This is a genomic window from Streptomyces sp. H27-H5 (assembly GCF_026627505.1).
In the GTDB taxonomy this organism is placed as follows: domain Bacteria; phylum Actinomycetota; class Actinomycetes; order Streptomycetales; family Streptomycetaceae; genus Streptomyces.
In genome coordinates this window covers 94,604-106,581 of sequence record NZ_JAPNLK010000014.1, presented here as the reverse complement: position 1 = coordinate 106,581, position 11,978 = coordinate 94,604, and the positions used below count along the sequence as shown (strand labels likewise).

Genomic DNA, 11,978 nt, shown 5'->3' with positions numbered 1-11,978 from the left:
GTGTGGATGGGGCGCGGGGGTCAGCAGGGGCTGATGAGGTGCCGGTGACCGAGCAGGGTGCCGTCGGGGTCGTGGACCTCGCCCATGGGGACGAGGAGGTCGGCGCGGCCGCGCGCGGCGAACGCGATGGCGGCGGTGACGACGTACCGGGCGCCGGGGCGGGAGGGCGGCAGGTGCCGGATGTGGATCTCGGCGAGGTCGATGGGGACGACGTGGCCGCGGTACTCGTCGTCGCCCGGGCTGCCCAGGTCGATGATGTTGAGGTCGGCGGCCGGCTCGATGGCGTCGATGACCGCGCCCAGGCCGGTCAACGGGTCGGTGAGGACGTCGGGCGAGTCCGGCTTGTACATGCGCAGGGTCTCGCCGGTCAGGTTGATGATCACGGGGCGTCTCCGTCTCGGGTTGGCGGGCGGGGAGGGGGCAGTGCGGCGGGGCGGGGTGATGGACCAGCCGGCGGCGCGGATGTCGCGGGCGGTGGCCGCCCCGATGGCGAGGGCGGCGTCCGGCGCCAGGCCCACGCCGAGGACGTCGAGTCCCTGGTGGACGCGGGCGGCGATGACGGCGCCGATCGCCTCGGGGACGGTTCCGGGCCGGGTCACCTGCGCCACCGGTCCGTACGGGAGTCGTGGACCAGGCGCAGGCGACGGCGCGCCGCCTGCACGTTGGGCACGGGCGGGGCCGCCGGGCTGCAGGTCGCGGCGTGCGGCATCGCGAGCCACTCGTACGACTCGGCGGCCGGGCGGTCCGAGGTCAGGCCTCGGGAGCGGTACCCGCCCAGGCCGTCGCGGTAGACGGCGGTGTTCCCGCCCGCGGCCGGCTCGGGGTTGACGGCCTGGCGGCGGCCGCGGGCGGTGATGGTCCACAGGATGGACTGGTCGCAGGCGGAGCAGGCGGCCAGGTCGCGGGGGGCGGGCGTGGTGGGCACGGTGTGCGCTCCTCGAGGGCGGTCAGGGGGTCGGATTGGTCAGCAGCCGGCGGCGCAGCGCAGGATCGCGGTGTCGACCTGGTGGACGTGGACGTGCCCGGCGGCGCAGCGGGTGCCGGCGCAGTGCACGCCCCCGTCGACCACCACGTGCACGTGCTCGCCCTCGGCGGCGAGGGCCTGGGCGGCCTCGTGCGCCGGGTGCGGGGCCGGGCGGTAGGTCTTGGGGTGGCGGGCGTACGGGCCGTCCACGAGGTCGGAGATGTCCGAGGAGATGACGAGGTCTGCAGTGAGCAGCGGCACGGTGAGGGCCTTTCAGGCGGGTCTGGTGTCGGTGTCGGGTTCGGATTCGTCGGTGAGGTGCGGGTGGACCAGGCGGTGGCCGTACAGGGTCACGGCGCCTCGCACGCCCAGGTCCCGGATGGCGCGCAGGACGATCTCGGGATGGCCCTCGGCGGCCGCGCGGACCTCGGCCACGGTCGCCACGTGCTCGGGGTCGCGTACCGACAGCAGGAGCGGCATCTGGCCCTTGTTGCCGGCGCTTTTGGCTTTGGCCTCGGCGGCTCGGGCGTCGCGTCGCTGCTGCGTCGTGAGCGTCAGGCGTGGCGGCCAGGCGCCCGGCGGTGGGTCGGCGTCTGCCGGGCCGTCCTCACCAGGGGAGGGGCCCCCAGGGGAGAGCTGGTCAACAACAGCAGCCGATTCCTGGGGTAGTACCTGGGTAACCCTGGGTTGTTCCGGGGACGGTCCCCCGAACTCAACGGGGGATGGTCCCCCGAACCCCAACGGGGGACGGTCCCCCGAACTTTGCTCGGGAAAGTTCGGGGGATGGTCCCCCGAACTCTGGGCGTCGGGTTCAGGGGGCGGTCCCCCGAACTCCGGGTCGTCCTGCCAAGGCGCCGGCTTGGGCGGCTTCTTCTTCACGGGCAGGCTCTCGGCCAGGGATGCGACGGCCGCGGTCCAGTCCGGTCGGGGGCTGACGAGCAGCTGGTAGACGGTCGGCTTCCCCCGGCCACGGGCCCCGGCCACCCCCACCACCCCCGCCGCGATCGCGGCGTTGATGTAGCGGCGGCAGTCCTTCTCGTCCGTTGCAGCGCCCTTGGCGATGTCCTGGATCCGGATCTCCTTGCCGTCGCGGAACCGCATCTCTCCACGCGAGTTGGCGGCCGTGCCGAGCGCGTACAAGACCTTCAGGAAGCCGCCGCGCAAGGGTCGGGGTAGATCGCGCGTCCAGCGCCAGAACAGCGCGTTGCGGAAGTCGAGAGGCACGCTTCCGCGGGCGGGTTCGGGCTGCTCCTGGTCGTGCACGGTGGCCTCTCGGGTCGAGGTCGAACGGGTTGGCGGCGGTGCTCAGTTGCGGGGAACCCTGGGGACGGTGGCGTACCGCGGTACGGCCAGGCGCAGCACGGCCGTCTCGTACTTGTGGCCGGTGCCGTGGAGGCGGGCCACCCACCCGCGCTCTTCGAGGATTCGGATCTGCACGGCGACCTGGCCCGCCGTCAGGCCGGTGGAGGCGACCAGGCCGTGCAGGCCGGGCTGGTCGTCGCGGGAAATGTCGCCCGAGAGGGAGGCGAACGTGCAGAGCGTGAGCGCGACCAGCCGCGTGTGCGGGGTCATGCCGCTGGTGCGGATGCCCTGCTCGAAGGCTGCGCGGGAGGGGCGACTTCCGAGGCCGGCGGGCGACAGGGCGCGGCGGGCGACGTCGAGGGGAGTCGGAGAGGGCATGGTGCCTCCGGTCACTGGTGCGGGCGGGACGATGTGGGGACTTCGGTGGGTGCTGGCCGGGTCAGGTACGAGCCGGCGGGCCAGCCGGGGCCGGGCGGCGACTCGGGGCGCCCGGCCATGGCGTTCGGGGTGTGCAGGGAGCAGCGCCAGCCGCACGGGTACAGCCGGGCGGGGCCCGGGCCGTGCGGTACGGCCAGCGACTCACAGGCGCGGGGCCGGCTCACGAGGAGCGGGAGACCCGCAGGCGCGCGGCCCGCCACCCGGCGGCCACCGCCCGGGCCGCGAGGGCCAGGACGATGACCAGACCGAGGAGCCAGGCGAGCACGCCGCTCGCGAAGATGACCAGGAGGAGCAGCGCGGTGCTCATCCGATGTCCGGCTGTCTCGGCTCGTCGACGGTGGTCAAGGGTTCTCCCGGGGTGGTGGTGCCGCACTCGTCGCAGACGAGGCCGGCAGGGGTGCGGGTGTGGGGCCGGGTCAGGTGGGCGCAGGCGAGGGCGTGGCAGGCGAGCCAGGCGTCCGGCGCCCCGGCGTCCCGGCGGTGACGGCCGGCTCCCGGGTGGGCCGAGTAGCTCGGGTGCTGCGGGACCTCGACGACCAGGGGCGGGGGCACGAGTGCCTCCACCCGCCGAGTCGCCAGGTGGGCCACGGCGTGGAAGACCAGCCAGATCACGGCCAGCGCGCATAAAGCCAGCTCGCCCGTCATCGGGCGCTCCGGTGCTCGAAGCTGCCGCACCGGCAGCTCTCGGCGTAGCAGTGCGGGCCGTGAACGTTGTCCCAGTGCCCGCAGACACACCGGTACGTGCCGTCCGCAGTGGCGCTCAGCTCGGCCTCGGTCAGCCCGGCGCGGGCGGGCGGCTCGGTGATCTGCAGGCCGTTCTGTGCCGCCCACTCGCGTGCCAGCCGCTCGTCCGCAGCGGCGCAGTGCGCGTCGAAGTCGACGTATCCGAAAGCCCGGTAGGTGAGCGGGCCGAAGGCCATGGCGGTCGACGCGTTACCTTCGTCGTCGTAGGCGACCTCCAGCCCGTGGCGATGGGCGAAGGACTCGACGTCGGCATTGCGGCGGAGAGGCAACCGCATGTTCTGGGAGGCCGGGGCCTGTACCTGCGGGTTGCTCTCCAGCCAGTCCGTGAAGGCTCGCAGGCCGGCGATGAATTCGGCGCGGCGGGCGCTCATGCGGCACGCTCCAGCGTGGCCGCCAGGCGCTCCAGCAGCTCGACGGCGTCGTCGGTCGACCGTGCGGGCATGTCGCCCCACGCGTCGATGTGCTCCTCCAAGTCGAAGATCCCACCGCGGCTGAGGGCACCGCCCAGGGACGTCGCGAGGATGACGATCACGTTGTCCGCGAGGACACAGGTGTCGCGAGGGTCCCCGGTCGTGGCGCATTTGATGGCGGCGGTGATGGACATGGGGCGCAGGGCGTGCGGGATACACATCTCGCGGTCGGCGGCGTCCGGCACGGATCCGTGCTGCCAGTGCCCGCGGGTCCGGAGGATCCAGGCCGCCGTCCGGACGGTCTCCTCGACGGTGGCCGCGATGTGGCCGAGCTCCTGTACACGCAGGGCAGCCGGCAGCTTGACCACGGGCGCGTCGTCGGGCGGGATGGTCGGTAGGGTGGGGTTCACGGTGTACCTCTCTTCTCTGCTGAGTGAGGTCGTCCGGGGGGCTGCTCAGGCCGGGAAGTCGGAGCAGCCCTCACGCATGTGGGTCAGGCGGCGGTCTGCAGGGCCGGCGACACGGGGGCCGTCGGACGAGCCGACTCGAACACCGCCTGAATCTGCTGCCGCTGCTCGGCGGTCAGCGGCGGGGCAGCGGCCACGAGGTCGCGGATCGCCTCGACGGCGGTTGGCCCCAGCCGGTTCCTGGCGGCGGCTCGGCTGAAAGGGGCGGTCATACCGTCGCCTCCAGCCGGCTGCGGCCGGGGTGCCGGGTGGCGCGCCCCGTAGGGGTGAACAGGATCAGGACATCTACGCCGATGGCATCGGCGATCTGACAGGCCGTCGGATAGAACACGGACACCTGCCCACCGGAGAGCAGATTGCCGACGGTGCTGCGCGTGACGCCGGCCTCGGCGGCGAGCTCCCGGACACTCATTGCGGCACCGGTGCCGGTGCGCTTCATGAGCTTGGCCAGGAGGTCCCGGTCTACGAGCCGGAAAAGCGGAATGGCGTTGAGGTCAGTCACGGGGCCGTCCATCTCGTGCAGTGTTTCGTTGCACTGCTTGGATGGATGAAGCATTGCATAGCTTGGACGGTTCGTCCATGCACTTGGATGGTGAGTGTTGATTTGGCCAACATCGGCTCTGCGCCCTAGCGTGCGCCGTTGCACTGCATGGACACTCTGTCCAGCGAGTGGGGTGGCAGACCCCCCGCCACATGGGGGTATAGGTGGACCGCCTCACTGGTCGCATGGACACCCCACGGCCCATGACCAGACTCGGAGTGGCAAGATGACCCTCATGGCTGCACAAGATCGTTCCCCCACTGGGCGGACCCAGCTCAGGGATCTCGTGCGCGAGCGGAAGGCCGCGCTGGGCGTGGGCTATGAGCGACTCGCCGCGCGATGCATTGACCCCGAGACCGGGGAGCAGACGATCAAGGCGAGCTGGCTTCACCGCCTGGCGACGGACCTCCCCGTTCAGATCCCCGACTACGCGATGCTCCGGGGTCTCGCCGTCGGCCTCGATGTGCCGCTCGGGCGGGCGCAGGATGCGGCCGGCGCCGAGTACTTCGGTATCGACGTGGAGTGGTCCGCGTCCGGCGAGGCGCGCGCGCTGGTTCAAGGAGTAGAAGCTCTGACGCCCACTCAGCGTGAGCAGCTCCATCGACTCATCGAATCGATCGCCCGACAGGAATAGGGCCCGAGCTGCACCTCTGGCCAGCAATGCCACTCAGCGTGATCATGGCGTGCTCGGTGTAGTCAGAACCTGTTCAATGCGGCACCATTACTCGGACCGCCTGGGGGCGAGATAGTCCGATAGCCTGCGTCTGCGCTGGAGATCGAACACGCGCACGGATTGTGATGCAGGCAGCGCCAAGGGGGTCGCATGGCTGACAGTGACAGCAACCTGGGGCGTCCGCGCCCACGCCCGGTCGAGGCCGAGGTGATCGTCTCCCCCCTCGTACCCGACGGCCACGCGATGGTCCCGGTCCAGGTGCGGGGCCGCACCGTCCTCGCTCTGCACCCGGACCACGGGACGGAGCAGCTCGCCAAGGAGCTGACGGACCACCTGGCGCACGCGACGCGGGTGGGAATGGCTGTCCTCTATAACCCGCTCGACGACGAACCGCGGTCTCGGCCCGAGGTGTAGCCACTCTCCATACCTAGAACTGCCTTTCGTGAGCCTTCGACCTCGCCGTGGCGGCGGCCGTGCTCGGTGCCGCCGAGGTGGTCGAACCGGAGGTGATCGCCGACCTCGTCCTCATCGGGGAACTGGGGCTCGACGGCCGGGTGCGCCCCGTCCGCGGGATCCTCCCGGCCGTGCTCGCCGCCGCCGAGGCCGGCTACCGACAGGTGGTGGTGCCCCGACAATGCGCGGCCGAGGCCATGCTCGTCCCGGACGTCTCCGTCCTCGGCGTGGGCAGCCTGCGCCAACTGATCGCCGTGCTCACCGACGGGGAGGTGCCCGAGGAGGAGCCGGAGCCGGCCGGTCGGCCCGATCCCATGCTGGCCGGGCTGCTCGTGCCGGGCGCCGGACTCGGCAGCGGGATCTCCCGCGCCGGCGGGGACGGCTCCGATCATCCCGACCTGGCGGACGTCGCCGGACAGCACGCCGCCCGCCGGGCCCTGGAGGTGGCGGCCTCCGGCGGACACCACCTGTTCCTCAGCGGACCCCCGGGCGCGGGCAAGACGATGCTCGCCGAGCGGCTGCCCTGGATCCTGCCGCCGCTCACCCGACAGGACTCCCTGGAGGTGACGGCCGTCCACTCGGTCGCGGGAATCCTCCCGCCCGGCGAACCGCTCGTCGCCAGGCCCCCGTACTGCGCGCCCCACCACTCCGCGACCATGCAGTCGTTGGTCGGCGGCGGGGCCGGGGTGCCCAGGCCGGGGGCGGTGTCCCTGGCCCACCGCGGAGTGCTCTTCCTGGACGAGGCCGCCGAGTTCGGGGTCAAGGCGCTCGACGCCCTGCGCCAGCCGCTGGAGGCGGGGCACGTGGTCATCGCCAGGGCCGCCGGAGTGGTAAGGATGCCGGCCGGGTTCCTGATGGTGCTCGCCGCCAACCCGTGCCCCTGCGGGCGGCACACCGTGCAGGGCGGCGGCTGTGAATGCCCGTCCTCGGTGATCCGGCGCTACCAGGCCAGGCTCTCCGGACCGTTGCTCGACCGGGTCGACCTGCGGGTCGAGGTCGAACCGGTCAGCCGCCGCGACCTCCTCGGGGGGTCGGGCCGGGGCGAGTCCAGCGCGGTGGTAGCCGCCCGGGTGGAGGAGGCCCGGGACCGCGCCGCCACCCGGCTCGCCGAGACCCCCTGGCGGCTCAACTCCGAGGTACCCGGTCACCAGCTCCGCACCCGCTGGCAGGCCGCGCCGGGCGCGCTCGTGCAGGCCGAGCGGGACCTGGAACGCGGCCTGTTGACGGCGCGGGGGCTGGACCGGGTGCTCCGGGTCGCCTGGACCGTCGCCGACCTGCGGGGCCGGGACCGCCCCGAGGCGGCGGACGTGGCCGTCGCGCTGGAACTGCGGACCGGGATCGCGCGCGGGGCGACGCGGATCATGGGGGCGGCGGGGGTCGCGTCATGACCGGGGAGACGGAAGCCCAGGCGGAGACGGTGGCGCGGGCCGCCCTGACCCGGGTCCTGGAACCGGGGGACGCGCAGGGCGGGCGCCTGCTCCGGGAGCTGGGCGCCGTGGAACTCCTGCGACACCTCACCGACCCCGAGCCGGGGACCTCGGCGCCGGCCGGGGTGGGGCCCGAGCGGCTCGCCGGATACCGCAGACGGGCCGCCCTGGCCGAGCCCCTGCGGGACCTGGAGACCGCCGCCGCGGCGGGCGTGCGGTTCGTCTGCCCGGGCTCGGCGCAGTGGCCGACCCAGCTGGACGACCTCGGCGACGCGCGGCCCGTGGGGCTCTGGCTGCGGGGCGGACCGGACCTGCGGACCTGGGCGCTGCGCTCCGTCGCCGTGGTCGGGGCCCGCGCCTGCACCCCGTACGGGGCCCACATGGCGCAGACCCTGGCGGCCGGGCTCGCCGAGCGCGGCTGGGTCGTCGTCTCCGGTGCGGCGTACGGCATCGACGGCTCGGCCCATCGCGGAGCCCTCGCCTCGGGCGGGGCCACGGCCGCGGTGCTGGCCTGCGGGGTGGACGTGGCGTACCCCAAGGGGCACGCCGGGCTCCTCGGCCGGATCGCCGGCCAAGGACTGATCCTGGGGGAGCTGCCGCCCGGCAGTCATCCCACCCCGAGCAGGTTCGTGCTGCGCAACAGGGTCATCGCCGCCCTCACACGGGGCACGGTCGTCATCGAGGCGGCCCACCGCAGCGGCTCACTGGTCACCGCCCGGCGGGCCCAGGCGCTCGGCCGGTTCACCATGGGCACCCCCGGCCCGGCCACCAGCGGACTCTCCGCGGGGGTCCACGAACTGCTGCGCGGCGAGGCGGTGCTCGTCACGGACGCCGCCGAGGTGATCGAGCTGGTCGGAGGGATGGGTGAACTGGCCCCCGAGCGGCGCGGGCCCGTGCTCGCCCGGGACCTGCTGGACCCGGGCGCCTCACGGGTGCTCGAAGCCCTGCCGGCGGATCGGCCCGTGCCGGCGGAGGAGGTCGCCGTCGCCGCGGGCGCCGGCACCGATGAAGTCATCGGCAGACTGTACGAACTTCACTCTCTGGGGTTCGTCGAACGGCAGGGCGACGGCTGGCGGTTGACCATGCGGAGGTCGAGAGGAGGCGCACAAACCGACGCCACCCGGCGAGGCGGTCATTGACCTGGGGCGTTCCGGTGAAAGAGTGAAGCCGATGAGAGACGCGGTGTTCCGGTTGGCAGTCGTCGGGACCGTGCGCGAGGCGCCGGTCCGGAGCCGCCCGTGCCGGTCGGGGCGCCCCGACGGCCGCGCGGGATCCCGTACTCTTCGCGCACCGCGACACTTCCGTCACGCTACGCTCCCCACCAATCCGGCTCCGGCAAAGGCGAAGCATGCCCCAGCACACCTCAGGGTCTGACCGCGCTGCGGTGCCCCCCGCTGCCCGCGGCAGCGTGCGGTCCACCGCGCCCTCGTCCCTGGAGGTGCTGTGGCGCTCGTACAAGGAGTCCGGTGACGAGCGGCTGCGGGAGCAGCTGATCCTGCACTACTCGCCGCTGGTCAAGTACGTCGCGGGCCGGGTCAGCGTCGGCCTCCCGCCCAATGTGGAACAGGCCGACTTCGTCTCCTCGGGCGTCTTCGGACTGATCGACGCCATCGAGAAGTTCGACATCGAACGGTCCATCAAGTTCGAGACCTACGCCATCACCCGCATCCGCGGCGCGATGATCGACGAACTCCGGGCCCTCGACTGGATCCCGCGTTCCGTCCGGCAGAAGGCGCGGGCCGTCGAGCGGGCCTACGCCACGCTGGAGGCCCAGCTGCGGCGCACCCCGACCGAACACGAGGTCGCGGGCGAGATGGGCATCGCCGTCGAGGAACTCCACACCGTCTTCAGTCAGTTGTCCCTCGCCAACGTGGTCGCCCTGGAGGAACTCCTCCACGTGGGCGGGGAGGGCGGCGACCGACTCTCCCTGATGGACACCCTGGAGGACCACGCCGCGGACAACCCGGTCGCCGTCGCCGAGGACCGCGAACTGCGCAGGCTGCTGGCCAGGGCCATCAACACCCTCCCGGACAGGGAGAAGACCGTCGTGACCCTCTACTACTACGAGGGACTCACGCTCGCGGAGATCGGCAACGTCCTGGGCGTCACCGAGAGCCGGGTCAGTCAAATCCACACCAAGTCGGTCCTCCAGCTTCGGGCGAAGCTGGCGGATGTGGGGCGCTGACGGGCCGGCCCTTGCGGGACGTCCGTAGAGTGGTCGTGTGCCCAGGATTCGAGCGGCCTCCGTGGCCGAGCACCGGTCGATGCAGCGCGGCGCCCTGTTGGACGCCGCGCGTTCCCTGCTGTCCGAAGGCGGTACGGAGGCGCTGACCTTCCCCGCCCTGGCGGAGCGGACCGGTCTCGCCCGGTCGTCCGTCTACGAGTACTTCCGGTCGCGCGCGGCCGTCGTCGAAGAGCTGTGCGCGGTGGACTTCCCCGTGTGGGCCGCCGAGATCGAGGCGGCCATGGCCTCCGCCGAGTCGCCGGAGGCCAAGATCGAGGCCTACGTCCGCAGTCAGCTGGGGCTCGTGGGAGACCGGCGGCACCGCGCGGTCGTCGCGATCTCGGCGAGCGAGCTGGACGCCGGCGCGCGGGAGAAGATCCGCGCCGCGCACGGCGGGCTGGTCGCGATGATCGTCGAGGCGCTCGCGGGCCTCGGGCACGCCGAACCGCGCCTCGCGGCGATGCTGCTCCAGGGCGTCGTGGACGCGGCCGTCCGACGCATCGAGCTGGGCGCCGCGGAGGACCCGGTCGTGATCACGGACGCCGCCGTCGCCATGGCACTGCGGGGCGTCCGGGGCTGAGACCCTGCGGGCGCGCGACCCCCGGTCGCGGCCGGCACGTCACCGCCGGAGCGTCACTGCCGACCGGGACCGGGAAGCAGCCGGGGGGTCGGGCGGGGGAGCAGCCCCAGGGGGTTGAGGTAGGTCTCGCCGGCCAGGAGACCCCAGTGCAGGCAGGGCCGCGGACAGTGCGCGCCCTCGGTGAGGACCGCCACCACCTGCCCCGCCACGACCTCCTCGCCCTCGACGACGAGCGGGCGGACCGGCTCGTACGTCGTGCGCAGCCCGCCCGGGAGCGTGAGCGAGAGGACTCCCCGCCCCGCCACCGGCCCCGCGTGGTGGACCCGACCGGGGCCCGGCGCCCTGATCTCCGCGCCCACCGGCGCCGCCAGGTCCACGCCCCGGTGTCCGGCGGCGTACGGGGTCGGGGGCGGGTCCCACCAGCGGGCCACGACCAGCGGGGGCGGCAGCGGGCGCACTCCCGAGGTGAACGCCTGGGACAGCGCGAGCAGCAGTGTCAGCAGCAGTGTCGTCATACGGGCCAGCGTGCCGCGCTCCCCACCGGCCCCGCCGGGGCCTGTGGACGGCCGGGCCGGTGTGGACAATCGCGTCACCCGGCATACCGCCGAGTCCCGTACACTTCTTGTGGCGATCCGGGTCACCGGGTCGACTTCGCACGCCCCAGCACCGGCCGGTCAGGCCACGTGAAAGCGTCTCTCGGTCCCCTCTCAGGGGGCAGGGCGCGGCGGGGCGTCAGGAACCAAACCGAGAAAACAAGGAGATGGCCATGGCCGTCGTAACGATGCGGGAGCTGCTGGAAAGCGGCGTCCACTTCGGTCACCAGACCCGCCGCTGGAACCCGAAGATGAAGCGCTTCATCTTCACGGAGCGCAACGGCATCTACATCATCGACCTGCTCCAGTCGCTGTCGTACATCGACCGCGCCTACGAGTTCGTGAAGGAGACCGTCGCGCACGGTGGCTCCATCATGTTCGTCGGTACCAAGAAGCAGGCTCAGGAAGCCATCGCCGAGCAGGCGACCCGCGTCGGCATGCCGTACGTCAACCAGCGGTGGCTGGGTGGCATGCTCACCAACTTCTCGACCGTCTACAAGCGCCTTCAGCGTCTGAAGGAGCTTGAGGCGATCGACTTCGAGGACGTCGCGGCCTCGGGTCTCACCAAGAAGGAGCTCCTGGTCCTCTCTCGCGAGAAGATCAAGCTGGAGAAGACCCTCGGTGGTATCCGTGAGATGTCGAAGGTTCCCAGCGCCGTCTGGATCGTCGACACCAAGAAGGAGCACATCGCCGTCGGTGAGGCGCGCAAGCTCCACATCCCGGTCGTCGCGATCCTCGACACCAACTGCGACCCCGACGAGGTCGACTACAAGATCCCGGGCAACGACGACGCGATCCGCTCCGTCACCCTGCTCACCCGCGTGATCGCCGACGCCGTCGCCGAGGGCCTCATCGCCCGCTCCGGCGCTGCGACCGGCGACTCGAAGCCGGGCGAGAAGGCCGCCGCCGAGCCGCTCGCCGAGTGGGAGCGCGACCTCCTCGAGGGCGAGAAGAAGGCTGACGACGCCGAGGCCGCTCCGGCCGAGGCCGCTGCCGAGGCCCCCGCTGCCGAGGCCGTCGAGGCTCCGGCCGCCGAGGCCCCGGCCGCCGACGCCGAGGCTGTCGAGGCCCCGGCCGCCGACGCCGAGGCTGTCGAGGCCCCGGCCGCCGACGCCGAGCAGGCCTGACCCACTGAGAGCGCCCGGCGTTCACGCGCCGGGCA

19 protein-coding genes and 1 pseudogene are annotated in these 11,978 nt (G+C 72.7%); 8 read left to right on the top strand and 12 right to left on the bottom strand.

Annotation, left to right across the window (positions count from 1 at the left end):
* Nucleotides 1–20: 20 nt before the first annotated feature.
* The 11 genes from OTB19_RS09565 to OTB19_RS09515 all read right to left on the bottom strand — a co-directional run bounded on the left by OTB19_RS09565 (nucleotide 21) and on the right by OTB19_RS09515 (nucleotide 4,827).
* Nucleotides 21–599, bottom strand: coding sequence for a hypothetical protein (locus tag OTB19_RS09565; protein WP_267797605.1), 579 nt, complete (start codon nucleotides 597–599; stop codon nucleotides 21–23).
* A complete protein-coding gene (locus OTB19_RS09560; protein WP_267797604.1) occupies nucleotides 596–925 on the bottom strand; it encodes a hypothetical protein in 330 nt (109 codons plus the stop codon). Before OTB19_RS09560 ends, OTB19_RS09565 begins: the two co-directional genes overlap by 4 nt.
* A gap of 39 nt (nucleotides 926–964) precedes the next feature.
* Nucleotides 965–1,225, bottom strand: coding sequence for a hypothetical protein (locus OTB19_RS09555; RefSeq protein WP_267797603.1), 261 nt, complete (start codon nucleotides 1,223–1,225; stop codon nucleotides 965–967).
* Nucleotides 1,226–1,237: 12 nt separating this feature from the next.
* On the bottom strand, nucleotides 1,238–2,227 hold the full coding sequence (locus tag OTB19_RS09550; RefSeq protein WP_267797602.1) for a hypothetical protein: 990 nt from the start codon (nucleotides 2,225–2,227) through the stop codon (nucleotides 1,238–1,240).
* 42 nt (nucleotides 2,228–2,269) lie between these two features.
* The gene (locus OTB19_RS09545; RefSeq protein WP_267797601.1) at nucleotides 2,270–2,644 is read right to left on the bottom strand and encodes a hypothetical protein; all 375 of its coding nucleotides are present in this window, start codon (nucleotides 2,642–2,644) and stop codon (nucleotides 2,270–2,272) included.
* Between the two features lie 220 nt (nucleotides 2,645–2,864).
* Nucleotides 2,865–3,011 carry a hypothetical protein gene (locus OTB19_RS09540; RefSeq protein WP_267797600.1) on the bottom strand — a complete coding sequence of 49 codons (147 nt, stop codon included), beginning with the start codon at nucleotides 3,009–3,011 and terminating at the stop codon, nucleotides 2,865–2,867.
* Nucleotides 3,008–3,349 carry a hypothetical protein gene (locus tag OTB19_RS09535; protein ID WP_267797599.1) on the bottom strand — a complete coding sequence of 114 codons (342 nt, stop codon included), beginning with the start codon at nucleotides 3,347–3,349 and terminating at the stop codon, nucleotides 3,008–3,010. Before OTB19_RS09535 ends, OTB19_RS09540 begins: the two co-directional genes overlap by 4 nt.
* A complete protein-coding gene (locus OTB19_RS09530) occupies nucleotides 3,346–3,819 on the bottom strand; it encodes a hypothetical protein (RefSeq protein ID WP_267797598.1) in 474 nt (157 codons plus the stop codon). Before OTB19_RS09530 ends, OTB19_RS09535 begins: the two co-directional genes overlap by 4 nt.
* The gene (locus OTB19_RS09525; RefSeq protein WP_267797597.1) at nucleotides 3,816–4,268 is read right to left on the bottom strand and encodes a DUF6197 family protein; all 453 of its coding nucleotides are present in this window, start codon (nucleotides 4,266–4,268) and stop codon (nucleotides 3,816–3,818) included. Before OTB19_RS09525 ends, OTB19_RS09530 begins: the two co-directional genes overlap by 4 nt.
* An 83-nt stretch (nucleotides 4,269–4,351) precedes the next feature.
* Nucleotides 4,352–4,537: a hypothetical protein gene (locus OTB19_RS09520; protein WP_267797596.1), complete on the bottom strand. Its 186-nt coding sequence runs from the start codon at nucleotides 4,535–4,537 to the stop codon at nucleotides 4,352–4,354.
* Entirely contained in the window at nucleotides 4,534–4,827 is a 294-nt protein-coding gene (locus OTB19_RS09515; RefSeq protein ID WP_267797595.1) for a helix-turn-helix domain-containing protein, read from the bottom strand. The genes OTB19_RS09520 and OTB19_RS09515 overlap by 4 nt, the downstream gene beginning before the upstream one ends.
* A 274-nt stretch (nucleotides 4,828–5,101) precedes the next feature.
* On the opposite strand from OTB19_RS09515, the gene OTB19_RS09510 reads away from it, so the two are divergent.
* The 7 genes and pseudogenes from OTB19_RS09510 to OTB19_RS09485 all read left to right on the top strand — a co-directional run bounded on the left by OTB19_RS09510 (nucleotide 5,102) and on the right by OTB19_RS09485 (nucleotide 10,223).
* The gene (locus tag OTB19_RS09510; RefSeq protein ID WP_267797594.1) at nucleotides 5,102–5,500 is read left to right on the top strand and encodes a hypothetical protein; all 399 of its coding nucleotides are present in this window, start codon (nucleotides 5,102–5,104) and stop codon (nucleotides 5,498–5,500) included.
* 189 nt (nucleotides 5,501–5,689) lie between these two features.
* A complete protein-coding gene (locus OTB19_RS09505) occupies nucleotides 5,690–5,953 on the top strand; it encodes a hypothetical protein (RefSeq protein ID WP_267797593.1) in 264 nt (87 codons plus the stop codon).
* A gap of 44 nt (nucleotides 5,954–5,997) precedes the next feature.
* Nucleotides 5,998–6,192, top strand: a pseudogene (locus tag OTB19_RS43575) (magnesium chelatase domain-containing protein); the annotation flags it as partial.
* Entirely contained in the window at nucleotides 6,190–7,380 is a 1,191-nt protein-coding gene (locus OTB19_RS09500; protein ID WP_420716816.1) for a YifB family Mg chelatase-like AAA ATPase, read from the top strand. The pseudogene OTB19_RS43575 and the gene OTB19_RS09500, both read left to right, overlap by 3 nt.
* Nucleotides 7,377–8,558, top strand: coding sequence for a DNA-processing protein DprA (gene dprA / locus OTB19_RS09495; protein ID WP_267797591.1), 1,182 nt, complete (start codon nucleotides 7,377–7,379; stop codon nucleotides 8,556–8,558). Before OTB19_RS09500 ends, dprA begins: the two co-directional genes overlap by 4 nt.
* A 209-nt stretch (nucleotides 8,559–8,767) precedes the next feature.
* A complete protein-coding gene (gene whiG / locus OTB19_RS09490; protein WP_267797590.1) occupies nucleotides 8,768–9,604 on the top strand; it encodes an RNA polymerase sigma factor WhiG in 837 nt (278 codons plus the stop codon).
* Nucleotides 9,605–9,665: 61 nt separating this feature from the next.
* Entirely contained in the window at nucleotides 9,666–10,223 is a 558-nt protein-coding gene (locus tag OTB19_RS09485; RefSeq protein WP_053675163.1) for a TetR/AcrR family transcriptional regulator, read from the top strand.
* 53 nt (nucleotides 10,224–10,276) lie between these two features.
* On the opposite strand, the gene OTB19_RS09480 is transcribed toward OTB19_RS09485, so the two are convergent.
* Nucleotides 10,277–10,738 (bottom strand): M23 family metallopeptidase, encoded by a 462-nt coding sequence (locus tag OTB19_RS09480; protein WP_267797589.1) that lies wholly within the window; start codon nucleotides 10,736–10,738, stop codon nucleotides 10,277–10,279.
* Between the two features lie 251 nt (nucleotides 10,739–10,989).
* Between OTB19_RS09480 and rpsB the strand changes: the two genes are divergently transcribed.
* The gene (gene rpsB, locus OTB19_RS09475; protein WP_267797588.1) at nucleotides 10,990–11,943 is read left to right on the top strand and encodes a 30S ribosomal protein S2; all 954 of its coding nucleotides are present in this window, start codon (nucleotides 10,990–10,992) and stop codon (nucleotides 11,941–11,943) included.
* The last annotated feature ends 35 nt before the right edge of the window (nucleotides 11,944–11,978 follow it).